At 58.8% G+C, this 23,858-nt stretch carries 23 protein-coding genes; 14 read left to right on the top strand and 9 right to left on the bottom strand.

The window, feature by feature from the left end:
• Positions 1 to 5: 5 nt before the first annotated feature.
• From GOB85_RS02985 to GOB85_RS02970, 4 genes are all read left to right on the top strand, one after another.
• A complete protein-coding gene (locus GOB85_RS02985; protein ID WP_173576141.1) occupies positions 6 to 476 on the top strand; it encodes a hypothetical protein in 471 nt (156 codons plus the stop codon).
• On the top strand, positions 473 to 1,072 hold the full coding sequence (locus GOB85_RS02980; protein WP_338421633.1) for an HAD family hydrolase: 600 nt from the start codon (positions 473 to 475) through the stop codon (positions 1,070 to 1,072). The genes GOB85_RS02985 and GOB85_RS02980 overlap by 4 nt, the downstream gene beginning before the upstream one ends.
• 486 nt (positions 1,073 to 1,558) lie before the next feature.
• Positions 1,559 to 3,079, top strand: coding sequence for a CYTH and CHAD domain-containing protein (locus GOB85_RS02975; protein ID WP_173576140.1), 1,521 nt, complete (start codon positions 1,559 to 1,561; stop codon positions 3,077 to 3,079).
• Positions 3,080 to 3,585: 506 nt separating this feature from the next.
• On the top strand, positions 3,586 to 4,692 hold the full coding sequence (locus tag GOB85_RS02970) for a Rieske 2Fe-2S domain-containing protein (protein WP_173576139.1): 1,107 nt from the start codon (positions 3,586 to 3,588) through the stop codon (positions 4,690 to 4,692).
• Positions 4,693 to 4,873: 181 nt separating this feature from the next.
• On the opposite strand, the gene GOB85_RS19000 is transcribed toward GOB85_RS02970, so the two are convergent.
• The 3 genes from GOB85_RS19000 to GOB85_RS02955 form a co-directional block, all read right to left on the bottom strand.
• The gene (locus GOB85_RS19000) at positions 4,874 to 5,263 is read right to left on the bottom strand and encodes a hypothetical protein (RefSeq protein ID WP_194298649.1); all 390 of its coding nucleotides are present in this window, start codon (positions 5,261 to 5,263) and stop codon (positions 4,874 to 4,876) included.
• Positions 5,260 to 6,216, bottom strand: a complete 957-nt coding sequence (locus GOB85_RS02960; protein WP_242011252.1) for a VOC family protein — start codon at positions 6,214 to 6,216, stop codon at positions 5,260 to 5,262. The genes GOB85_RS19000 and GOB85_RS02960 overlap by 4 nt, the downstream gene beginning before the upstream one ends.
• Before the next feature lie 280 nt (positions 6,217 to 6,496).
• Positions 6,497 to 6,763: a sulfurtransferase TusA family protein gene (locus GOB85_RS02955; protein WP_173576137.1), complete on the bottom strand. Its 267-nt coding sequence runs from the start codon at positions 6,761 to 6,763 to the stop codon at positions 6,497 to 6,499.
• A 296-nt stretch (positions 6,764 to 7,059) separates the two neighbouring features.
• On the opposite strand from GOB85_RS02955, the gene GOB85_RS02950 reads away from it, so the two are divergent.
• The 4 genes from GOB85_RS02950 (at position 7,060) to GOB85_RS02935 (ending at position 10,620) form a co-directional block, all read left to right on the top strand.
• Positions 7,060 to 7,563: a Fur family transcriptional regulator gene (locus tag GOB85_RS02950; protein WP_173576244.1), complete on the top strand. Its 504-nt coding sequence runs from the start codon at positions 7,060 to 7,062 to the stop codon at positions 7,561 to 7,563.
• On the top strand, positions 7,560 to 8,408 hold the full coding sequence (locus GOB85_RS02945) for a GNAT family N-acetyltransferase (RefSeq protein WP_173576136.1): 849 nt from the start codon (positions 7,560 to 7,562) through the stop codon (positions 8,406 to 8,408). Before GOB85_RS02950 ends, GOB85_RS02945 begins: the two co-directional genes overlap by 4 nt.
• A gap of 35 nt (positions 8,409 to 8,443) precedes the next feature.
• Positions 8,444 to 10,039 (top strand): apolipoprotein N-acyltransferase, encoded by a 1,596-nt coding sequence (lnt, locus tag GOB85_RS02940; protein ID WP_242011251.1) that lies wholly within the window; start codon positions 8,444 to 8,446, stop codon positions 10,037 to 10,039.
• Between the two features lie 92 nt (positions 10,040 to 10,131).
• Positions 10,132 to 10,620 (top strand): helix-turn-helix domain-containing protein, encoded by a 489-nt coding sequence (locus tag GOB85_RS02935; RefSeq protein ID WP_173576135.1) that lies wholly within the window; start codon positions 10,132 to 10,134, stop codon positions 10,618 to 10,620.
• Positions 10,621 to 10,823: 203 nt separating this feature from the next.
• Here GOB85_RS02935 and GOB85_RS02930 read toward each other — a convergent pair whose 3' ends face one another.
• Positions 10,824 to 11,174: a hypothetical protein gene (locus GOB85_RS02930; protein WP_173576134.1), complete on the bottom strand. Its 351-nt coding sequence runs from the start codon at positions 11,172 to 11,174 to the stop codon at positions 10,824 to 10,826.
• Between the two features lie 390 nt (positions 11,175 to 11,564).
• Between GOB85_RS02930 and ssb the strand changes: the two genes are divergently transcribed.
• Positions 11,565 to 12,101 (top strand): single-stranded DNA-binding protein, encoded by a 537-nt coding sequence (gene ssb, locus GOB85_RS02925; RefSeq protein ID WP_173576133.1) that lies wholly within the window; start codon positions 11,565 to 11,567, stop codon positions 12,099 to 12,101.
• Positions 12,102 to 12,170: 69 nt separating this feature from the next.
• Here ssb and GOB85_RS02920 read toward each other — a convergent pair whose 3' ends face one another.
• Positions 12,171 to 13,577, bottom strand: a complete 1,407-nt coding sequence (locus GOB85_RS02920) for an autotransporter strand-loop-strand O-heptosyltransferase (RefSeq protein ID WP_173576132.1) — start codon at positions 13,575 to 13,577, stop codon at positions 12,171 to 12,173.
• Positions 13,578 to 13,865: 288 nt separating this feature from the next.
• Positions 13,866 to 14,558 carry a hypothetical protein gene (locus tag GOB85_RS02915; protein WP_173576131.1) on the bottom strand — a complete coding sequence of 231 codons (693 nt, stop codon included), beginning with the start codon at positions 14,556 to 14,558 and terminating at the stop codon, positions 13,866 to 13,868.
• Positions 14,559 to 14,688: 130 nt separating this feature from the next.
• On the opposite strand from GOB85_RS02915, the gene GOB85_RS02910 reads away from it, so the two are divergent.
• A complete protein-coding gene (locus GOB85_RS02910; protein WP_173576130.1) occupies positions 14,689 to 15,549 on the top strand; it encodes an EcsC family protein in 861 nt (286 codons plus the stop codon).
• Positions 15,550 to 15,605: 56 nt separating this feature from the next.
• Here the strand turns inward: GOB85_RS02910 and GOB85_RS02905 are convergent, their stop codons facing one another.
• Complete coding sequence (locus tag GOB85_RS02905; protein ID WP_173576129.1) at positions 15,606 to 15,767, bottom strand: hypothetical protein; 162 nt, start codon at positions 15,765 to 15,767, stop codon at positions 15,606 to 15,608.
• Positions 15,768 to 15,799: 32 nt separating this feature from the next.
• Positions 15,800 to 16,774 (bottom strand): 2-hydroxyacid dehydrogenase, encoded by a 975-nt coding sequence (locus GOB85_RS02900; protein ID WP_173576128.1) that lies wholly within the window; start codon positions 16,772 to 16,774, stop codon positions 15,800 to 15,802.
• Positions 16,775 to 16,943: 169 nt separating this feature from the next.
• On the opposite strand from GOB85_RS02900, the gene aat reads away from it, so the two are divergent.
• The 3 genes from aat (at position 16,944) to GOB85_RS02885 (ending at position 19,091) form a co-directional block, all read left to right on the top strand.
• Positions 16,944 to 17,615 carry a leucyl/phenylalanyl-tRNA--protein transferase gene (gene aat / locus GOB85_RS02895; protein ID WP_173576127.1) on the top strand — a complete coding sequence of 224 codons (672 nt, stop codon included), beginning with the start codon at positions 16,944 to 16,946 and terminating at the stop codon, positions 17,613 to 17,615.
• Between the two features lie 140 nt (positions 17,616 to 17,755).
• Positions 17,756 to 18,469 (top strand): DUF4412 domain-containing protein, encoded by a 714-nt coding sequence (locus GOB85_RS02890; RefSeq protein ID WP_173576126.1) that lies wholly within the window; start codon positions 17,756 to 17,758, stop codon positions 18,467 to 18,469.
• Positions 18,470 to 18,479: 10 nt separating this feature from the next.
• A complete protein-coding gene (locus GOB85_RS02885; protein ID WP_242011250.1) occupies positions 18,480 to 19,091 on the top strand; it encodes a hypothetical protein in 612 nt (203 codons plus the stop codon).
• A gap of 332 nt (positions 19,092 to 19,423) precedes the next feature.
• On the opposite strand, the gene GOB85_RS02880 is transcribed toward GOB85_RS02885, so the two are convergent.
• Positions 19,424 to 20,011: an SH3 domain-containing protein gene (locus GOB85_RS02880; RefSeq protein ID WP_173576125.1), complete on the bottom strand. Its 588-nt coding sequence runs from the start codon at positions 20,009 to 20,011 to the stop codon at positions 19,424 to 19,426.
• A gap of 235 nt (positions 20,012 to 20,246) precedes the next feature.
• Between GOB85_RS02880 and GOB85_RS02875 the strand changes: the two genes are divergently transcribed.
• A complete protein-coding gene (locus GOB85_RS02875; protein WP_173576124.1) occupies positions 20,247 to 23,567 on the top strand; it encodes an efflux RND transporter permease subunit in 3,321 nt (1,106 codons plus the stop codon).
• Positions 23,568 to 23,858 lie beyond the last annotated feature (291 nt).

Below are 23,858 nucleotides of genomic sequence, written 5' to 3'. Positions count from 1 at the left end.
CGACTATGAGAAAGGAAACGGCGTTTATTCTCGCCTTCCTGACTTTCACCATTGGCACTTCTCTTGTCATCTGGATGTTTGCACTGCCCAACTTTGTCGCGGTTTCGTTCCCGCATGTGACTGGCGGAAAGATTGCTGTCGGTCCGATGCGGCACGAGCGGGTGCTCACACAGCAGGAGATTGCGACCTTGAATGACTGGTTGCAGCATCACCAGAGCGGCTGGGGGCCGCTGAGCACGACGCCGCCTTCCAGTGGCGATGCGCGCATGGAGCTGACGGCGGAGAAGGATGGTAAGCCTGATCCGATCGTACTGACGCTCTGGACCGGGATCAGTGCTGCCGACTGGAACAAGACTGTGTTTGTGGAAACGCCGGACGGATCGAAGGTTCGTACTGAGACATTCCGCGGCAAGCAGTTTGACGTTCTGCGTGAGATGGTCGACGGACACAGCTATCAGCGCTCGGCCTTTCCGTGATCAGTATCCCTGCTGATACCGAGGCGCTGATTTTCGACTGCGATGGCACGCTGGTCGATACGCTGCCGCTTTATCTCAGAGCCTGGCAGGCTGCGCTTCGGGAAGTCGGCGGGATTGAGGTTGATGCTGCCTGGTTCAGAGAGCGGGGTGGTTATGCCGAGCAGATGTTGCTTGCGGATGTTGAAAAATCCTTCGGTATCACGCTGAACCGGCCTGCCATCATTGCTGCCACGCGCCGGCGCGTCCGGGAGACGATTGAGGGCGTGCGTTGCAATGTGCCGGTCATCACTGTTGTGCGCGAGTGGGCAGGACGGGTGCCTCTGGCCGTTGCCTCCAGCGGGTCACGCGAGGTGGTGGAGGCATCGCTTGCGGCGATCGGTCTGCTCGACGTGTTTTCCGTAATCGTCACGATTGAGGACGTGGAACACCCGAAACCGGCGCCGGACATTTATCTGCTCGCGGCCCGGAAACTGGGGGTCGATCCTGCGCATTGTGTCGTGTTTGAGGACAGTCATGAAGGGCTGAAGGCCGCCCGCGCGGCGGGGATGACGGCTGAAGATGTGCGTCCCTGTTCGGAGTTTCGCGTCGCGTCATGAATGACGGGACCGGGGAGACCCGCTGCTCCTGCTGCGGAGCCGCGCTGTCGTGTCTCGGTTCTGAGGCATGCTGGTGTATGACACGGCCGGCAGTGTTGCCCGTGCCGAAAGCGGGGAAGGCAGAATGTCTGTGTCCGGTCTGCCTGGATCGGGCTGTTGCGGAGAAAGCTGGCGGTGATTCTGGCCGGTCTCTGCCCTGAATATTTCCAAAGCAATTTTCTCTGAACACATCGGGAAATAAGCCTGTCGTTGCCGGGGAACGGGCGAGTCCGGATGATTGTTTAGCCGGTAACTTCAGTGTGTACATGAAACAGGCCTGAGGTTGCTGTCTCATTGTCACGGAGGTGTCATTCCTGTCTGGCCGGATTTCGTTGACTGACGCCCGGTCCCGGTGATGGGCTGGAATATCACCGGATTGTGCTGTTCCGGCCGGGTGAACTGAATTTGCCTGCATAAGATTCCGAGAAATGGATCGCAAGGAAAGGCATGATGGCTGAAAAAACTACGATCCCGCCGCAGGAAATCGAGTTGAAGCTGGTCTTTCCGCCGGACGCCAGAGCCCTGATCGACCGGCATCCTGTTTTTCAGGGCGCATCGGTCAGCGAACAGCATCTCGTTACCACGTATTACGATACATCCGATCTCATCCTGCACAGGACGGGATTTTCCCTGCGTGTGAGACAGCACGGCCGGAAACGTATGCAGACGCTGAAATCAGGGTCCATTGATGGTGGTGTGGCTGCTCGCCGGCATGAATGGGAATGGCCGGTCAGAAGCAGTCAGCCCGATCTGGCTCTGCTTGCAAAAACGCCCGCTGCGGCTCTGGAGCCAGTTCTGGCGGGGAACGTGAAGCCGGTCGTGGTGACCGATATCCGGAGGACTGTGCTTCTTCTGAAACACGATGAGGCTCTGGTTGAAGTCGCTATTGACGAAGGCGTGGTTCGTGCGGCCGGAAAGACGTTACCGATCAGGGAAATCGAACTGGAACTTAAAGACGGACCCATTCTTCCGCTCTGCCGGCTTGCTCTTCGGCTTCAGGCCGCTCTGCCGCTGAGAATCGGCGTGGAGAGTAAAGCCGAACGAGGCTATCGCATGCTGCGAGGTGAGGGGCCGGTTGCGGTCGAGGCATCAATACCTGCTCTGCCTCGCCGGGTAATGACCGGTGATGGGTTTCGGATGATCATTCGCGCGGGACTTGAAGGACTGATCCGCAATCAGCCCGCTGCGGAAGCCGGAGATGTGGAAGGGATCCATCAGATGCGGGTCGCCATCCGGAAGTTGCGCTCGGCGCTGCAACTGTTCGAGCCGTATCTGGAGGCTCACACTATCGGTCCGTTTGAAGACGAACTGCAAAGACTGGGGCGGGTGCTGGGTGAAGCCCGGGATCGGGATGTGTTCTGTATGGAGACACTGCCAGCGGTTTTTTCAACACCGGATTCGAATGACTGGCGTCTCCTTCTGGACAGGGTCGCAACGGAAAGCAGGGATGCCGCCCATCAGGCCGTGCAGCGTGAACTTGCCGGTCCCGCCCTGACGGCGCTGGCGCTGGGGCTGATGGCGTGGGCTGAAGATCGCCCGCTGAGTGCTGATGAGGACGTTGCCCTGACGCTGCTCGCAGCTATCGCGCCGGCACCGCTAGACCGTTTTTTCCGAAAAGTAAATCGGCGTGGCCGCAGGATCGATCCGGCGTCTCCGGAAACGCTGCATGATCTCCGCAAATCTCTCAAAAAACTTCGTTACGGAGCGGATTATTTTGCCAGTCTGTTCCCGGGCAGACGGGTCAGACCTTATCTGAAGCGTTGCAAGATTTTGCAGCGGGCTCTGGGAGAGATCAACGACGCTGCTGTAGCTCTGACGCTTGCTGATGAGTTTAGTGACAGCCATGTCGATCTTGCGCCGGCCTGCGGTGCCGTTGCCCGCTGGAGTGACAGAAAAACCAGGAAGGCGTTGCGGAAATTTCCACAGTCCTGGAAGGATTTTCAGGACGTCACGCCTTTCTGGCGATGAGAGGATTTCTCCGGGTCTGAATTTTTGCAGTATTTATGGCGGGATGATGGTCTGAGACCATCAGCGGTTTCGCGGCTTGCCCAAAGGATATAAAAAGCTCTGTTGTCGTTCAGTGTTGATCTGTGATTTTTCAAAGGGCTGGCGAAAAACCGGGCTCTGCCCGAACCCGGCAGGGACCGCAGGCCCCTGCACCCCGATTTGTTTAATTAAATGGTTTCCAAAGGTCTGCGACCTTTGGTGGGTTCCAGGTCAAAGCCCTGAGACGGGCCAGTACGCAACGCTGACAGAGCCATATAAAAAGGGTTCTCTCGTCGCAGACAGAAAATAAGACTGAATTTACTTTATAAGATAACGATGAATACGGTATCTTTCTGATGGCGATGTATTTCGAAATGTAAATACCAGCCTGCTATGATGAAATTTTCCACTTTTCCCTGATCGGTTCAGGTCTTGTTTACCCTGATACTTCAGGACGGATTGTGTTCAGGCGAAAGAGAACCGTATCCGTGGCGCCATATCCATTTTCCGCAGGTGATAAATCCTTTCCTCAGCGACAGTGGTATATTGCCGCCTGGAGCCAGGAAGTAGTTTCCGCGCCGCTTATGCGGAAACTGCTCGGTCACGAGATCGTCCTCTACCGAACGGCGGCAGGGCAGGTGACGGCAGTATCCGGCCTTTGTCCGCATCGGCGGATGCCTCTCGCATCAGCGCAAATCGTCGATGATCAACTCATCTGCCCATATCACGGAGCGGCGTTCGACGCGGAAGACCGCTGTGCGTCGCTGCCGTTTCAGTCAAAAATTCCCGGGGCGATGCGCCTGAAATCATTCGTGGTGGAGGAACGGGCACCGTTTATATGGATCTGGGGCGGAGATCCGGCGAGCGCGGATATGACGTGTCTGCCCGACACGACATCGCTGACAGCGCCTGGCGGGAATATGGTGCTGTCCGGCTTCGGGCTGAAGCATGTCCGGGCCCGATCGCAGCTCCTGCTTGAGAACCTTTTTGACAAGTCACATATCAGTTTTACTCATCCGGTGACACTGGGCATCCGCACGACCTCTGACGGGCCACAGCAGTCACCGGAAGTCATTGATCGTCACAATTATCTGGCTTTTCATCATTTATCGCCAATGCGGGCACCCGACGCGACCATGCGGGCATTTTTCCCCGATATCGGGCCATTTATGCGTGTTGAGTATCGCGCGGAACTGTTCGGGGTCGGGCTGGTGAACGCGGCGGGGACTGAGTGCATTTCGTGCGACGGGAATGGTGCATGTCTGACCGTGGCAGGACGTATGAACTTTCTTCACGGCATTACACCTGAGACGGACAGGACCACGCACTACTTCATGGCTGTGTCACGTGACTTTGCGCCTGAAAATGAAGACTACACTGCCCTCCTGGGGGAGCGGAATCGCCTTGTCGCTGATGAGGACATCAAAGTCCTGGAAGCAATAGAGCCATATCTCGACACGGCAGATGCGCGGGACGAACCGAATTTCGTAACAGATGCAGCGGCTATTCGTGTCCGTCGCCGCATTGAAAAATTGTTGCGGGCGGAGGCTCTGGTCCCCCTGACAGACCTGCCGACCCCTGCGGAAACGGTCTGACACGTCGCGCTTTTCGCAGCAGCCTGTCTGAACCGGAATGCACTGTGTTCCGGTGAAACGGAAAAGTATGCCCGATCAGGCAGATGATGATGCTTCGGCAGGCCGCACCGAAACATCATCAGAGAATGCGCACCATGCATGCTTAGCATGGCCCGCGAAATAGTGACTGCGATTTTAACGGTCAGTGACCGCGCCCGCCGCCTCCGCCACCATGACCTCCCCCTCCGCCATGACCTCCACCACCAGCGTGACCGCCGCCCGGTCCCCCTCCACCTGGTCGTCCACCGCCACCGCCCGGTCCGCCTCCGCCTGGTCGTCCACCACCGCCGCCCGGTCGTCCGCCACCACCCGGTCCGCCACCGCGTGGACCACCGCGCCAGCCGCGATAAGGGCCGACGCCATATCCTGGTCCCCAGCCGCCCCAGCCGCCATTCCAGCCGCTGTTATAACCGTAATAACTGCCGCCGTAGTTACCATACCCGTAGCCGTCATCGTAAGCGCAGCCCGCAAGTAGTGAGGTGATACCAAGAGCGGCTGCGAAAAGGAGTTTGCCGGGACGAAATACACTCATTTTGCTTCTCCGGCGGCTGTCGGCATGTGCCATTCCATGATCCCGAACACTGCGCCGGCCGGGTCGGAGACAATGGCGATCATGCAGTTGTTGTGGTCCAGATGCGGCTCCACCAGCACCTTACCGCCAAGCTGCGGAACTTTTTCCGCTGCGGCACCGACACTGTCGACCTGAACGAAACTCATCCATCGTGCCGGGGCATTCGCCGGAAGGCGTGGCGGAAGCGGATTGACTGTCGCGCGGGCATATCCCTGCGATTCGAGCGCATAACGCAGGGGGCTGGACGGGTCCTGGCTGGTCTGGACCTCATAGCCAAACAGTTTCTGATAGAAACCCGCGGCATTGGCAGGGATGCCGGTCAGCAGCGCACTCCAGATCCACTCGCCCTGCGCTGTGGGCGTATCGGAATCAGCCGGATCACCGCTTTCGGAATGAATGACGGCAAAGACGCCGCCTTGCGGGTCCGCTATGAGCGTTTCCCGGCCAAGACCGGGAATGTCACGAGGTCTGAAAAGAATTTTTCCACCCCAGCTTTGTGCCGTCTGTGCCAGTGCGTCGGGGTCCGTCGCGGAGATGAAAGGAAGCCAGAGTGGCTCGTGCCGGGCCGCATCGCCGGACGGGAGCGGATGCTCGATAAACCCTGCCACATTACGGCCACCAGCCATGGCCTGAGCATAGTGACCACGTGAAACGGGAATGTCTTTGAAGGTCCAGCCGAGCAGCGTGCCGTAGAATGTTTTGGCCTGCGCGAGATCGGGGGTCGTCAGCTGGGCATAGACAATTTTGCCAGGGAGAACGGACTTCGTCGACGGAGCCGACAGGGGCAGAAACGCGTCGGCCGCCCGTGCATGAGGGACTACGGCCAGGGAGGTTCCGAGCAGGAGGGCGATCGCGGCGCGATGCAGACTCCGGAGGCGGGGGGCGATCCCCGATGACGATGAAGAAAACGGCAAGGTAAGCTCTCCTGTGGAACAAGGCGCCCAGAGATTCACGTGCGGATCATCACGCCATATTGCGGGAAGGCATACAAGTCGGGGTCTGGAATGGCGATACAGGGTTATCACGCCTGAAACGGGTGCCGGTTCCGGTGGCGCATATGGTGATGACGGCTCAGTGAGACGGAGAGGCATCAACCACGCTTCATCGCGGTCGTGCTTCCTGAGTTCTCCGGTCACAAAACAGAGAGCATGTCAGCCCGGTCGCCGGGATGTCACGCCACTGCATCTTCTGGCCTCACGCTTTGAGAATCAGCAGAACCGCCCTGTCATCTGTCATCTTTTCCTGGGAGAGGATGATGTGCCCCAGGGCTTCTGCTGAACGACGGACATTGCGCAGCGGTTCGGCCCCGCGCAGCGTGACATGCAACAGATCGCCTGTCTCCAGAGCATCGAGCGCGAGGCGCGTCCGCACAAATGTCATCGGACAGATTTCGCCAGTGATGTCGAGCCATCTGGCAGGGGCTGACTGATTGCCGGAGGCGTATGGAACTGCGTTCGTCATGGCCGTAAACTGGTCCCGGCCGGCAGCCGGTGCAAGCGCTGTCAGGCCACAATGCAGGCTCTGTTCGCGCAGATGGGAAAGGCGATCGTGTCAGTCGATGTTTCCTTTATGAACTGAATGAGGCACACTGGCTGTAGCTTTTGTCTGTCTGGCATCGCGGTGTCGCTTTTATGCGAGACTGTGGGACAGCAGCTTTAAAGTGGACAGGTTCTGGATCAATCAGCTACGCGGAAGCGCATGTTCGTGAATACACAGGCAGCAGGAAGCGTGCTGTGACTCCGCCTCAGAATACCGCCCTGGCCCGTGCTGGTCGTTCCGCGAATGCCGCGGACACGTCCGAGTCACGGATCGGTCTTTTGTGTGTGGAGCGCGGTCTCAAAATGACAGGGCAGCGGCGCGTGATCGCACGGGTGCTGTCAGACGCAGAAGATCACCCGGATGTTGAAGAACTCTATCGCCGGGCATCGGAACTCGATCCGCGCATTTCGGTGGCGACAGTGTATCGCACTGTCCGTCTGCTGGAAGAGAAAGGGATTCTCGAACGGCGGGATTTCGGCGGGGGGCGGGCCCGCTATGAGGCCAGCGAACATGGCCGGCATTATCATCTGATTGATGTCGAGACCGGCAAGGTCACCGAATTTGAAGACGATGAGCACGAGGCCCTGATGCGCCGCATTGCCGAGCGTCTTGGCTTTGAACTGGTGTCCATGCGTCTGGAACTGTTCGGTCGCAGGCTAAAGGAGCCCGACACGTCCTCTGCGGCAAAAAAGGCTAAGCGCGGTAAGGGAAGCGTGAAATGAGCGCTGAAAAACCGCAGCGGGCAACGCTTTCCACGCTTGAGTTGCAGCGCGATGGTTTTCCGGAACTGCGAGGTGGTAATCTCGGGGTGCGGATCGCGTCCACTCCGGCGGAGATCGAGGCTGCGCAGGCGCTGCGGTATCGTGTGTTCTTCGAGGAAATGGGTGCACATCCGGATGTGGAGGCTAAGCGCCTCAGGCGTGATGTCGATGAGTTCGACCAGTATGCTGACCATCTGCTGGTTATCGACCACGCCATTTCATCTGGCCCGGAAGGGGTAGTCGGAACCTATCGGCTCATGCAGGGTGAAGCGGCCGGAATACTGGGCCGGTTTTACAGCGAGAGTGAATTCGATCTTTCGCCGCTGAAGAAGTTTCCTGGCAGACTGCTCGAAGTGGGACGGTCCTGCGTGGATGCACGCTATCGTGGCCGGGCTGCGATGCAGTTGCTGTGGCGCGGAATCGCGTCCTACATTTTCCTCTATCAGATCGACGTTCTGTTTGGCTGTGCGAGCCTGCCAGGCACCAATCCGGACGACGTTGCAGAGGAACTGACCTATCTTTACCATAACCATCTGGCGCCTCCGGCGCTGAGGGTGAAAGCGTTGCCGGAACGACGCGTGGACATGCTGCGCTGCGATCCGCTGAGTCTGGACCGCCGCCGTGTGCTGACGCGTCTGCCGCCGCTCATCAAAGGCTATCTCCGGCTCGGTGGTTATGTTGGCGACGGCGCCGTCGTGGATCAGGGCTTCAACACGACCGATGTGGCTGTTCTGGTCAAAAGCGAATTGCTGGCCGACAAATATTATCGCCACTACGAGCGTCGTCTGCGTGACGCACTCGACTGAGCGCGACGTTATTTTTCCTGAAAATGGGTAAGGGTATGGGGACCGTCGCTGCGCGTGAGCAGGCGGATGAAGATGCGCATGAGATGCCGCGTCCGGCCTGGTGGCGTCGTGCCGCTTATGCGCTGAAATCACTCGGGGGTCCGCTTGCCGCCGGTGCGCTTGCCGCGCTTGGTTTTCCGCCGCTGCATCTTCTGCCGGTTTTGCCCATCGCCTTTTTCATTCTCATGCGGTCTGTGGATCGCGCGCCGACGATGAAGCAGGCGGCAGCAGTGGGTTTTGCGTTCGGCCTTGGACTGCACACCGTGGGCCTCTACTGGCTGATCAATGCGGTTCTGATCCGTGCCAGCGATTTCTGGTGGTTTGTACCATTCCCATCGATTGGCTGCGGACTGATCCTCGCGCCTTTCGCTGCGGTTCCGGCCGCGTTCTGCCGGCTGGCGCCTGCTGGCTGGCGACGCGGCGTTCTGTTCGCCGGACTGTGGACGCTCTGCGATATGGGGCGCCTGTTTCTGTTTAGCGGATTTACATGGAATCCTCTTGGCAGTGACTGGGCTTTCCACGGTCTGGCGGGGGATATTCTGATCCAGCCCGTTGCCTGGATCGGGGTTGATGGTCTGACCTTGCTGACGGTGCTTCTCGCTGTTCTTCTTCCGCTCGGTCGGCGTTTTGTTCTTCCGTGTCTGGCTGTTCTGGTCGTCTGGATCGCCGCCGGCACCGCACGCTTTTACGGGGTGGCTCATGACGGGGCCCGCACCGGGAGCGTGCAGCAGCCGGTTGTCGTGCTGGTGCAGGGTAATGTGGCTGAGAAGGAAAAAATCAGCCGGACCGATATTCAGACAGTGTTCGATCGTTATCTTCGACTGACGCAGCGCGGCGTGGCGGATGGTCTGACGCTGGCGGCAAAGGTGCCGGGTGCGGCCCCGCCTGTGGTCTATGTCTGGCCTGAGACAGCTTATCCCGGCGTGCTGGAGGAGGATGGGCTAACCCGGACCATGATCGCGCACACCGCTGAAGGGGCCACCGAGGGTATCATCGGGACGTTAGGCGTCGGGCCGGACGGACACTGGCGCAATTCGGTTGTGGCGATTGATGGCGGCGGCCGTTTCCTTGGGCGCTACGACAAGGCACGGCTGGTGCCGTTCGGAGAGTATCAGCCACCGTTTCTGCCGCTGCAGATTGTTCCTGGCGGGGGAATGACGCCCGGACCCGGTTCGATGAGCTGGCATCTGCCGGGGCTTGCCGCTGTGGGGCCACTGATTTGCTACGAGGTGATTTTTTCCGGTCATGTCGTGGACAGACATGATCGTCCGGACTGGCTGGTCAATGTGACCAACGATGCGTGGTATGGCAACAGTGCCGGTCCTCGTCAGCATCTCGCCGCCGTGCGTCTGCGTGCCGTGGAGGAAGGACTGCCGATCGCCCGCGCGGCCAATACCGGTGTCACCATTGTTTATGACGCACGTGGTCACGATATGGGGAGACTTGGCTGGGGCGTGGAAGGGACGCTGGTGCGGACCATGCCGCCGCCTTTGCCGGCGCCTCTGTTTGCGCGTTACGGACAGGCAATTCCGGCGGTTCTCTGCCTGCTTTCTGTGGTTGTGGCTCTGACCAGACGCAGACGTCTTTCCTAAAATAGATATCTGGTTAACAAACTCAGCTTCAGGTTGTATGTTAACTCTTAGTTACCAGTCGGGCAGTCCGAGGGGTATGACAGGAGCGACACATGGCTGACGAAGAGAGCGGGAGCCGTATCCACGATCTTGATGTCCATGTGGGAGCGCGTATCCGTCTGCGCCGCACGATGCTCGGGATGTCGCAGGAAAAGCTCGGTGAGGCGATTGGCCTGACCTTTCAGCAGATCCAGAAATATGAGCGGGGGACCAATCGTGTCAGCGCATCCCGGTTGTATGACATTGCCAGAGTGCTCGACGTTCCGATTGGCTTTTTTTATGATGACATGCCGCTTGATCCGGCCACTCTGCCCCCGGTTTCGCCTCAGGTTGTGACCGGTTTCGCCGAGGCTCAGCAGAGTTTTGGCGGTCCTCCCATGACTGCGGCGCCTACAGCGGCGACGGCCTCGGTGGATGCCAGTGTGCTGACCCGACGTGAGACACTGGATCTTGTGCGGGCTTATTATCGCATCCCCGATACAGGCGTGCGTAAGCGTGTGCTGGATCTGATCCGGTCGATGGCACCGGCGGACGGAACCTGAACGTTCCCGGCTCTCTCATATCCACCTTTGTTGAGGCTGACACACCGGAAGAGAGATCCGGGGCTCTGTTTCGCACCCCGCCCAAAGGTCGGTGACCTTTGCAATCAGGTTTGTCTCTCGACAGATCACGGTGAAGGGAGCCACGTTCCGTTTCGGGACCGGCCAGAGTTTGGGCTTTCTTCCCGGTAGCGGGAAAATGGCTCTCAGGGAGCAGGCGGAGGCGGTACGGGCATCCAGTGTGTTGGCGCGGCGCGCGGCGCAGTCATCCAGGCCCGATCCTGACCGTCCCATTTGTCCAGCCAGACATAATCCCCTCGTCCCGGCATATGGTGAAAAAGCAGGACCGCGCTTCCGTCACGTGGTGCTGATTCGATCGGACGCCAGATGTGCGCTACGAATTCACTCAGTGCGAGCTGCATGCGGGTGCGGTAATGGGTCTGTGCTCTCGGGTCGAGATCATACCACGACGCATCACAGTAATTGTAATACGCTCTTGCCGCGCTTTCGAGCTGTTCGTCGGAGATGAGGTGGCGGGTATCAGGGCGCTGCGACATGGCAGTCCTACTTTCCTGGATGCGATCCGCAGCGACGGAAAAAGTCCGTTTCTGGTCTGGGGCCGGCTTAATAAGGCGAGAGCATCCGGATCAGAAAGCCGCCATGCACCGGGTTCGCTGTCCGGCATTCACCTGAGTCATAAGGCTGGATATGGCAGGGGCATTCAAGACCCGCAACGTATGATGGTGAATTTATATGAGCGGGACATTCTGACGCGCGGAGCGGCAGATCGGGCCGGCCGATGCGACAGGTGAACTGGCCGTGAGGCAGGGAGTGGGTAAATGACCCTCCCGGATTATACGGCAACTGACATGGAAAGATGACGGCGAAGTGCTATTGGGAGTACACGCGGGCGTGTGTACGTCACTGGAATCGGAACGGGGGCATCGATGGCTGGTAGTGTCAATAAAGTTATCCTGGTCGGAAATTTAGGTAAGGACCCGGAAATCCGTTCAAGTCAGAGCGGTCAGAAAATTGCGTCATTCTCTGTCGCGACAAGCGAAACCTGGAATGACCGCGCGTCGGGCGAGAAAAAAGAGCGGACCGAATGGCACCGGGTTGTGGTGTTCAATGACCGGCTTGCCGATGTCGTGGAGCGCTTCGTGAAAAAGGGCCGGAAGGTTTATCTGGAAGGCACGTTGCAGACGCGCAAATGGACGGATCAGTCTGGCCAGGAGCGTTACACGACGGAGGTCGTTCTCGATCGCTTCCGTGGCGAGCTGGTGCTGCTGGATGGGCGTGGCGGCGGATCGGACGGTGGTGAAAGCGGCGGTTACGGCGGCGGTGCTCCGGCCGGGGGCGGATATGGCGGCGGAGCATCGGCCTCGCGTCAGATCGGCGGGCCGCGCGGCGGAGCCCCGGCGTCACCCGCCGGCGGCTGGGATACTCCGGGTGGCAGTGATCTCGATGATGAGATTCCGTTCTGACATCAGACGAAAACTTTGCGCTCTTAAAAGGCCCGGTCAGATGGAAATATCTGGCCGGGCTTTGTTTTTTCAGGCGTGCTGATGCTTTGCGCTTTTGTGTCGCTTTCCGGGCTTTGCCGCATCCGGCGCTTCAGCTTCGGTCCGGGATGCTTTCGGAAGACGAAATCCGGGGATTGTGCGCAGCACGCGCTTCACATTTTCGACTGTAATCAGACGGGTGCACTCAAACTGCCGGGGGGTGCCGGCATGGCGTGGACACCACAGAAAATCCTTGTGATCGAAGCGGTGCGTGGGGTCGTTCCAGCAGGAATTGCAGGAGTGCCAGTTCACGATACGCCAGGGCGTGTGAAATTCATTGGTCGGGTGTGTGAAGCCTGAGATCATCACGACCTTGCAGCCGGCAGCCCAGGCCAGCCACGACAGACCACTCGACAGCCCGATGAAGAACTCCGCATGACGCAGCCAGCGGACGCGTTCAGTCAGCGGACGGTTTCCTGTCTGGTCTTCAGCGCCATGCGGGATCTGGTTCCAGACAATGCCCGTGCCATGGACAGGCTTCTGGTCGATGCAGATGACACGATAGCCGCACTCATTCAGAAACGCGATAATCTGGCGCCAGCCATCCGGATTGTTCCAGTATTTGCACTGCGAACTGCTTTGCGTGGCAATGCACACGTAAGGCTCTTCAACGGGACGCGACGGGTCCTCATCCGGTGCCATGACTGGCGGTTGTTCTGTCGGGTCCACGCCGAGGATGTAACCCGCTGTCCGGTGCAGACCAACCAGACGAAAATCAGTAGGTTGCCAGATGGCCGCCGCGTCATCAAAGAACAGCCCGAGGGTGTAGGTGGCATAGAATGTCTTCATCACCTCTTCATTGGCGACATCTTCCGGTGTCATGAACCGGATGTGCGGATAGACGCTTTCGAAGAGAGGAATGACCACTTTCGACATGGCACAGGTCAGGCGGCAGCCATGCACTTCGGCAAAGCGGGCCACATAAGGAAACCACCCCATCGTGTCGCCGAGCGTGCCCACCGGGACCTGAATCAGCACATCGCGGTCGCGACAGTCGAACTCGTGCGAAAAGACCGTTCCGGCGGCATCGAACACTTCAATGCCGAAACGGACGTAAAACCGTTTGGCGCTGTTGACCGTGGCCTTGCGAGCTTTTGTTTCGAAAAGAATGTTGCCTGTGTCGAGATCCCGTAGCCTGATGGTCCAGGCGCCTTCGGGAAGCTGCACACGACATCCGAGATTAAAGTCAAAGCGGATGCCAGCGGACGCAGCCTGTGTGGGGATCGGAGATGGAGAAACGAACGGGCCTTTTTCGGTCGGTGAGTCGCTCTGTTTCTGCTCAGCTCCGGCGCCCGCTTCATCGGGCGTGATTTTGCCGGGTTCGGCCGCGGAGAAAATGGAAGGTGTCTCATCAATCGTCAGTGCCGTAACTGGCCCGGAATCCTGTGTGTCAGACATGCCGCTCTGATTATCCGTTCATATCATGCGATGACCCAGCTGTGCCGTGCCCGGAACGGCAGGGTGTAAGAAGCTGTTTCAGGAGCCTTCTGCTGGCGATCCAACGCGGGTTTTCCATGCTCCGATGCTCACGGTCCGCATGACCGCTTCGCTTCGGCGCTCAAAAACATACGCCGACCGCGCCCGTCAGGGGCGCTCTCGCTCAGCCGAAGAGTTTCTGAAACAGCCTCTGAAATCGACCGATTCAAATAAACTCAGGGTCAGAAGCCGGATTGTGCAGTCTGGTAATTACGGTTGTCCCGCAGCTCCCCAGGCGCCTGTCGCATCCCGTCCCTTTCCCGGCTGCCCACCATAATTCTCATAAGTGAACGAAGCGTTGTAGGGCGGCGTAACGGGGGCCACGACTCTTACAGGTACGCCGAAAATATCGAACTGCCGGGCGGTCGAACTGGCTAACCTTGGCACCTGCTGGGCTTCGGTAGCGCCGATTCTCTCGCGGGAAGGTCTGCTGGCGAGCACGGTGTCAGAATGGGCCGCCAGGGTGACGTCAAAATCTTCCACCGGTTTGTACCCATCAGGCAGTGGCGGTGCGGTTTCCTGTGATTCCAGTGACTGCGGCGCATCCGACCGGGTTGTGGCGGGCGCAGCGGCACCGCTGCGCCCGCTACGGGCAGAGTGGCGGATATGGCTGGTACGGCCATGCACAGGATCCGACAGAGCACTCTGGCTGAGAGAGTTATCTGTCGGCTGAAGTGAAGCGTCGGGTGCCGCATGGGCTGCTGCCGGGAGCAGGGCACATCCAATGAGCAGACTGACGCCAAGAGCGGTGGTGGCTGCAATGCCGGGTAGTGTTTTTTTCATGGATCGACCCGCTGTGCTCATTGATGGGGCATGGGCGCCTGGAGCCACGAACGCGGGCCGGAGGCAGGTGGGACAACGCGCCGCGACCGGGCGTGCCGTAGCTGGTGAAGTGTAAACCATGTCGGCCTCCTTACGCGTTCCATAACAGAGTCGAATGCGCAACGCTTGCGGTCAATGAGCGTTTCCGCGAACCTGTTATGGTCTGGCGCGCTATCAGACCAGAAGCAGAGTGACACAGGACGACAGCATAATGACTCTAAGCACGGGAAGCGCGCTCGCTCCACTGGCTCTCACAAACGGGCAGATTATGGAGCTTGAGCGTGCGCTGAATCAGGTTGAGGCGGGACGCGGCGTTCTCGTCCGGCTTGCGGATCTGATGGGCGGGGCCGTTGGTCATGCAACACGACTCGGTCTGCGTGGCCTTGGGATGACACCTTCGGTGCAGGACAAGCTGCGGGGAGTCGCCGAGACCGCGATTACACGAGCATTTGACGTTGCGGTGCTGGGACTTGCGAAGCCCGGCAACCCGCCGCCAGTGCTGGCGGCGGGTGAAGAGCGTGCTGCCACTTCAAAAGTCCGTGACCGGGCGTTGCAGGCTGCTGTGGCCGTCTCCGGAGCCGTTGGCGGGTTTGCCGGAGTTGTCGGACTGGCGCCCGATGTCGGCTTCACCACGCTGACGATCATGCGTGAGATTGCCCGCATTGCGCGGGAAGAGGGGGAGGATCTTTCAGACCCGGATGCACGACGGGCCTGTCTGGAGGTTTTCGCGCTGAAGGCGTTCCCGAATATTGGTGAGGGACGTGAAAGCGAACTGGGCTATTTCTCGGCCCGCACAGTGCTGCGTGGACGGCCAGTGGTGATGCTGATTTCCGAGGTTGCGTCACATTACGGCCTGGCACTCGGACATAAGATTTCGTTGCAGCTTATGCCTGTGGCCGGAGCTCTTTGCGGAGCATCGCTGAATGCGGCTTTCCTCGCCCATTATCAGGCGCTTGCCCGGGCTCATTTTACCATTCGGCGGCTTGAGCGGGAGCATGGACCGGTCGTAAGAGATACCGCAGTAGCGCTTCGGGAGCAGGCGGTGGCGCGGGCTGGCACAAACGCGGCCTGAACCCCTTTCGGCGAAGCCGGGCAAAAACCCCGGACTTCCCCGTCGGAGATGTCTCATCAGTCCGATATGACTTCGTGAATGGTGATCCACGAAGAAAGCAGCCCGAGAACTGTGTAGATCACGGCCACGACGAATGCTGCTGGCGCATAATGTGGGGTCACCAGCGAGACAACCATTGCGAGGGCAATGCCGCTGAGTGAGGCTGCGAGCATATGCATCCGGTAAGGTCTCCTTTTGCGTGGTGTGGTGGTTATGCTTTCACCGGGGTGAGCAGAGGCTTGCCGCTCACCTCGGCCACGACGTTATCGAGCGCAAGCATTCCCATGGCAGTCCGTGTTTCGATTGTGGCGCTGCCGACATGCGGAGTCATGAACACGTTGGGTTCGGCGAGCAGGCGCGGATCAGGATTCGGTTCATTGCGACAGACATCAAGCCCGGCACCGAAGAGCTGACCGCTGTTCAGCGCGTCGAGAAGCGCGTCTTCATCGACAAGGATGCCACGAGCCGCATTGACGAAAATCGCGCCTTTCGGAAGCAGGGCAAGTGTTTCGGCGTTGATCAGCGAGGCAGAGTCCGGATTGCCGGGCAGATGCAGCGTCAGAATCTGACAGAGCGGCAGCATGTCAGACAGATTTTCAAACCATGTCGCGCCATGTTCGTCCTGTGGATCGAGACGGCGGCGGTTATGATAAAGCACTTTCATGTCGAAGCCCTTTGCACGCTTCGCCACCGCCTGGCCGATGCGGCCCATCCCGATGATGCCCAGTGTCTTGCCGCTCACCTGAACGCCGAGGAGTTCGTCCATCGCCAGGGTATGGCCCCAGCCGTTCCGCATGATTTCGGTATAGGCTTTGACGCGCCGGGAAGCGGCGATGATCAGCATCATTGCGAGATCGGCATTGCAGTCGGTCAGCACGTCCGGCGTGTTGGTGACAGCGATGCCGCGATCAAGGATCGCCTTCACGTCAAGATGGTCGAGACCGACACTCACAGTGGCTACGATGCGCACGCTTTCGGGAATACGCGCCACATCCGCGCCTTTGATCGCCGCGTGATGTGTAACAAGAAGCCCCTCGGCTTTCGTCTCTGCCGCAAGCCGGAAGACTTCATCCGTGGAAAGAGGTGTCTCTGGCACCGGAGGTGCGTCGAACGCGGCGGCGATGCGATCTTCGACGGGTTGCGGCAGGCGTACACTGCGAATGATACGGGGACGGTTTGCAGGCATTGAAAGCTCCGGTCTGAAAAGAAGATGTCGGGGCACTGCGACCATCATAGGCAGCGGCTCTTCAACGTCGCAACGGATGGCAGTGTCAGATGTTGCCGGTAAGGTAATATTCTGTCGCAAACCGGAGCGTCGGACGTTACAGTCATGGTAATCACGATCAGGAATATTGATGGCCGCCGATATGGTGCTGACGCCGGACATGATGCTGCGGGCTTATTCCATAGGTCTTTTCCCGATGGCGAGCGAAACGCATCCCGGTCGCCTCGACTGGTATGATCCGGATCCGCGTGGTGTGATGCCGCTCTACGGCTTTCACTTACATCGCCGGCTTGCCCGTACTGCTCTGAACGGGACATTTGATATTACGGTGGACACGGCGTTCGAAGAGACGATGCGGGCCTGCGCCGCTCCCGCGCCAGGGCGTGAAACCACGTGGATCAATGAAAAAATCATCTCGTTGTTCTGTGCGCTGCATGAAGAGGGGTTCGCCCATAGCGTGGAAACGCGCCGTGACGGGAAGCTGATTGGCGGACTGTATGGCGTTGCCCTCGGAGGCGCATTTTTTGGCGAAAGCATGTTCAGCCGGGAAGCGGATACGTCCAAAGTTGCCCTGGTGCATCTTGTCGCACGGCTGAGACTGGGAGGTTTTGTTCTTCTGGATACGCAGTTTGGTACATCGCATCTCGCGGGGTTTGGTGGGATTGAGATCCCGGCGACGGAATATAAAAATGCTCTGGCCCGGGCGATTACGGTGAAGGGGCGATGGGCTGCTGTGGAGGCCGGGGAGGTTATCGCTGAAATCAGGCGAATGCGGGAAGAGAGCCGCACCGCGTCCGCCTGACAGGTTGTTATCCCCAGGGGCGTCGCTCAGCTCTTTGTTTTCGCGGCTCTTTTTGACGGATCAATGTTTCCATCTGGTCGGGAACTGCTCTAACGATAGAGCGATTAAGATGAATTGCAGTCCGGATGGGAGCCTCACCGATGTTCAGAAATACGCTGCCCGGGGCGACGTCTGTCGCGAAATATGCGCGCCGCATTCTTGCTTCCTCTGCCATTATGGGAGCGCTTCTGTCACCGGTTGCCTATGCGGAGGGCGATCATCCGCCGCTGATGCCGACGCGGGATGCTGTTGTCACGTATACCGTGCAGCCGGATGGCGCTCCGCAGAGTGAGCAGGTGAAGGTGTGGTTTGCCTCAGAGGGGGCACGCATGCGGATTGACGCACCCGACGGGGCTGCGTCCACTATTCTCAACCGCACGGCACAGAGCGTGACCATTGTGCTGCATAAACAGCGCGTCTTCACCCGACTCACAGATCGCGGCGCCGTTCGCAATCCGTTTCTGCTGGATGTGTCGATGCAATATACGAAGAGTGGTCATGCTACGATCGCAGGAGTCGACTGCACACGCTGGACCGTGGCCTCGGAGAGAGGCCGGGCCAATGCCTGCGTGACCGATAACGGCCTGATCCTCAGTGAGGATGGTGTGGATTCAGACGGGCTGAAAGGCCAGTTGACCGCGCTGTCTGTCAGCTACGAGACAATTCCCTCATCGGAATTCGAACCTCCTGCCGGTTATCAGGAAGTTCAGCGTCATCGCGTGAGTCAGGGACATGCGCTGACCGGCCCTGTTCCGGGTCCTGACAATGCGGCTGCGCCGGCGTTACCGCCAGTGGCACCAGCATCTGCGCCCTGAGACTGAGTTTATGAGAAATCATAAGAAACTGCGTCCGGCTGGCACGATTTTGCTGGCGGGATTGTGGTGCGGAACGGGCTTTACGATCGGGGCCAGAGCAGATGAAACGGCCGCGGCTGCTTTGTCCGGGCCGTATGTCACGCCTTCCGTGGATGTCGATGTGCAGTATGAAATGCCGTCTCCGGATGGCGGATCGCCAGTGCATCAGGAGATGCGCTGGCAGGTCGTATCCCTTCGGCAGCGTGTCGACCCGGAAAACTCGGTTATTTATATGATCACGTCCTGGCAGGATCACACGCTGACTGTTGTGGACACACTTAAGCACAGGATCAGCCGGATGCCCGTGCCCGGTGCCGCTCTGACCCCGCCCGGAAAGGTGGCCCCAGGTCCGTTCCAGCGTCTCGGAACAGATTTTGTTGCCGGTCAGTACTGCGTCAACTGGCGCACAACAGATCAGGACGGGCGCCAGAGCGATGCCTGCTACACCGATGACGGGATCATGGTGCGTGCCACACAGCAGGGCAGGGTAATGGTGCGCGCGGTTTCTGTGACGCGCGGACCGCAAAGTGATGCGGTCTTTGCGGTTCCGGCCGATTATGCAGCGGTGGCTCCGGCACATTAGAGGAGCTTTTCCGGGCCTTCAGAGCACGCCATCAGGATGGGATATGAAAATGCAGTGTGCGGACAATACTAAGTGCCGCACCTCCGATCCTGTCGTCTGGAAAATGATAGCCCGGACAATACGGACAAAATTGAAAACAAATGCCGGCAGGCAGGCCAGTGAGCCAGCGATGGGATTAACGGCGCAGACTGTGTAGGTAAAACCAGAAAATACAGCAGCATAATCGCCGGGAAACGAAGACCCGTGGTTCAGCGTTCCAGGTCGTATCGGGAGACTGAACTGTAACAGGCGGCTGATTACTCCTGCGCCGAATGGTGTCTCACACCTGACATTTACCGCCCCGGACCACCACTACCGCCACCACGCTGACCACCATCCGGTCCAGGGCGTCGGCCACCTCCCGGGCCGCCGGGACCTCCACGCTGGTTTCTGTCACGTCCCCCAGGACCAGGGCCAGTCTGTCCACCACCCCATCTGTCACGATCGGAGAACCAGGGTTCTCCCCGGTAATGGTTGCCCCAGTAAGAGCCGAAAGCAAATGGAACGAGTGGCAGACCCGCCATCGGGCCATACTGCGTCAGCGGTCCCGTCATGCCGTTCCACGAAAGCTGGATCGCGGGTCCGGGAGCCCAGCCGCGGAGCGGCCCGGCACCCACGTCACACCAGCTCCATCCGTCGAGACAACCGTAGGTTACGACCTGCATGCCCGGAGGCATGGTGCCAACGAGCGGATAGCCCACGCCCGGTCCGGAATAAAGATAGGCGCCCTGCGGCACGAAAGCAGGCCGCTGCGCAACGGCGCTCTCCGGATGAGCGGCCAGGATCACGAGGGATGTCATGGCGATCAGTGCCGGAAAGCGGAGCACGCGCAGCGTGTCCGGACGCGTTGCTGACGGGGCCTTACTGGTGGATCGTGTCATGCATGTGTCCCATTGGCTTATATGGACCCGGTCAGGGTATGACCGGAGATATCATTCTTGCCGCGGAATGCGGCGGAACAATGAAGGGCATTTCGTTTCTGCCGTATAACGGGCATGCCTTCCATGTTAAGACAATGCGGAGTCAAAACGTCCACGCCAGACAGTCTGGCGCGGCAAGGAGAGATGGCGCTTCCGTGAAAGGCTGCATTGACTGCGTGACCGGAGATCTGGCCGGGTGAATCTGTGCCGTGTGTTTATTCTCAGGCCGGTTGCAACCATCCTGATCGCCGTTGCCTTCGTGTTCGCGGGCGCTCTTTCTTACCGGCTGATGCCCGTGGCGGATCTGCCGAATATCTCCGTGCCGGTCATCTATGTGATCGCCAGCCAGCAGGGCAGTTCACCGCAGCAGATGGCCAGTTCGGTGACAACGCCGCTGGAACGGCATCTGGGGACGATCGCCGGGCTGACGCAGATGACGTCCGATTCGACGGATACCTCCGCGTTTATCCTGCTGTTCTTTGACGATGATCGTGACATTGATGGTGCTGCGCGTGATGTGCAGGCGGCGTTGCAGGCCGCACGGCAGGATATGCCGCACACACTGATCTCAAACCCGCAATATTATAAAGCCAACCCCAGCGATAACCCGATCATCGTGGCCGCGCTCACCTCTGACACGCGGCCACTGACCAGCCTGCGAGATTTCGCCGAAACCCGGCTGCTTCCTCAGCTCGCAGGCATTCGGGGCGTTGGCTGGGTTCAGCCCGAGGGAACTGCAAAGCCTTCCGTGCGCGTGGAGATCAATCCCTACGCACTTTATAAATATGGCATCGGATATGAGGATATCCGTTCCGCTCTCGCCTCCGCGAATGCCAACACGCCCAAGGGCTTCATCGATGCAGGCGATCAGCGGATGCTGCTTGCAACCAATGATCAGGCGCGGAAAGCGGAGCAGTATCGCGGCCTGATCGTAGGGTATCGCAACGGACGGCCTGTACGGCTGACCGATGTCGCGGATGTACGGGACGGCCCGCAGAACGAGCGACAGGCGGCATGGTATAACGAACATTCGGCCGTTCTGGCGATCATCCGTCCCCAGCCGGGCGCGAATGTCATTGAGGTCACCGATCAGATCAAGGCTCACGCACCGCGTCTGCAGAGCGTGCTGCCAGGAGACGTGAAGCTGACGCTGGCCGCCGACATGTCACGCAGTATCCGTGCCGCGCTGGCTGACACGCAGCTTACGCTGATGATCTCACTGATCCTCGTGGTGCTCGTGGTGCTGGCCTTTCTCCGGTCCCTTCGTTCGACACTGATTCCGGCCATTACTGTTCCGGTGTCGCTCGCCGGATCGCTGGGCGTCATGCATATGCTCGGCTTTTCTCTGGACACGCTTTCCCTGATGGCGCTGACGATTGCGACAGGGTTTGTCGTTGATGATGCAATCGTCGTTGTGGAGAACATCGCCCGCCATATGGAAGATGGCATGAACCGCATGGACGCAGCCATTCTGGGATCCCGGGAAATTTCCTTTACTGTGCTGTCGATCACGATCTCACTGATCGCCGTGTTCATGCCCCTGCTGCTGCTGTCGGGAACCGCCGGAAAGATTTTCTACGAATTCGCGATGACGCTCTCGACGGCGGTGACGATCTCATTCCTGCTTTCGATGTCACTCACGCCGATGATGTGCGCCTATCTGCTGGAGGTTCATCATGGTGGGCCGGTGGACAAGGGAAGCGGCTTCGCCCGTCTGGCGCATAAAGGGTTCGATGCGATCGAGAGCGGACTCAACGGTATGCTGCGCCTTTACATGCGTTCGCTTGACCGCACACTGCGTTATCGCTGGCTGGTAATGGCCTCTTTGCCGCTCAGTGTTGTCGTGACCGTCGCTGTCATCATCTTCATGCCCAAGACAATCCTGCCGGCGGAAGACATCGCTTTGCTGTCGGGGTTTATCAGCGCGGATCAGACAAGTTCTTTTGCCGGTGTTTCGGAAAAAACAAAGAAGGTTGTCGATGCGATGATGGCGGACCATCAGGTCACGTCTGTTGTCGCGTTTACCGGTGATGATGCCGCCAATGAGTCCGAAGCTTTCGCCACTCTGACAGACAAGGCGACACGCCGCGACACACCGGAGACGATTGCTGCGCGAATTCAGAAACGCGTGGAGAATATCGCCGGTCTGGACGCGCATGTTTCCAATTCAGGCGATGTTAATGGCGGTGGCGGCCGTCAGCACAAAGGCAACTATACTTACGTCTTTGAAAGCGACAGCGCGGAGGCGATCGACACCTGGGTGCCCCGACTGGAGGAGGCGTTACGTCACAGCACCGTTCTGAGTGATGTCAGCACGAATGTTCATAACACCGGGTCGGCATTACATGTGGATATTCAGCGCGATACCGCAGCCCGGTATCTGATCACGCCGCAGCTGATCGGCAATGCGCTGTTTGATGCCTACGGACAGCGTACGGCATCCAGTATTTCGACGTCTCTGACGACGTATTACGTCATAATGGAAGTTGCGAAACAGTACCGGGAGACTCCGGATGTCCTGAACGCCATGTGGGTTTCCACTGCGGGTGGTACGGCGGGCGGCGGCACGGTTTCGAACTCGATCCGTGTGACGTTGCCGGATAAAACGGAATCGAAAGCTGCGGCTTTGAGCCAGCAGTCCTTTCGCAATCAGATCGCCAACCGGCTGGCTGGCGGTGCAGGAGCTTCGAGCGGGTCGGCAGTGTCGTCCTCCTCTGAGACGATGGTGCCGTTGATTTCTGTGGCGGATCTGAACCATCGGCCAACGTCTCTGACTGTCAGCCATGAGAATGGGTTTGTTTCGGGGTCGATCTCTTTCAATCTGCCGCCGGGCAAGGGAATTAACGACGCTGAGGCCGAGATCAGGCGCGTGGGAATTACCATCCACATGCCCGATACGGTACGCGGTGGATTTTCAGGCAGAGCAGCTGATTTCAGCAAAGCAATGATTAACGAGTTGCTGGTCTTTGTTGCCGCGCTGGCCACGATGTATGTGACACTCGGTATTCTCTATGAGAGCTATATCCATCCGCTGACTATTCTCTCAACATTGCCGTCAGCGGCGGTCGGAGCCGTGCTGGCTCTGTGGATATCCGGGCAGTCCTTCTCCCTGATCGCTATGATCGGCGTTATCCTGCTGATTGGTATCGTCAAGAAAAACGCTATTCTGATGATCGATTTTGCTTTGCATGCTGAGCGTGAGAGTGGAATGACGCCTGAAGAGGCCATTCGCGAAGCCTGTCTCAAACGCTTTCGGCCCATTCTGATGACGACCCTTGCTGCGGCTCTGGGCGCGGTGCCACTTGTGATCGGCAATGGCTACGGGGCGGAACTGCGTCGTCCGCTGGGCATCGCTGTCGTTGGTGGTCTGGCGATGAGTCAGTTGCTGACGCTCTATTCCACGCCGGTTGTATACCTGTTCATGGAATCAACCCGGCAATGGATCATGCAGGCCAGAAGGCGTGTCACCGGAAAGTTCTTTACACGCAGCAGATCCGTTCCGGAATCCGGAGGGTAATGGCCGGCCGGCCGGCCGGGACTGCATTTTGACGGACAGGGAGCGCTGTATTGGGCTGTTTATTGTTACAGACGTGTCAGAATTGCTTTTGTCCCGGTTTGTCTTGCATCCCGTTCCATGTTTCTATTGATGAACGACGTGACCGGGGACTGTTCTCCGTGTCGTGACGTGCTGAAAGACAAAGGACGAATGTTATGAGCAAGGATTGCTGTAAGACAGAAGGTGGCTGTGCCCCGAAAAAAGGTTGCTGCAGCCTGAAAAAGGTTGTCGGACTTGTCGTTTTTGCTGGCA

Origin of the sequence: Acetobacter fallax (assembly GCF_011516735.1) — a bacterium.
Taxonomy (GTDB): domain Bacteria; phylum Pseudomonadota; class Alphaproteobacteria; order Acetobacterales; family Acetobacteraceae; genus Acetobacter; species Acetobacter fallax.
Note: the sequence above shows the minus strand (reverse complement) of the source record. Positions and strands in the feature narration are given on the sequence as shown.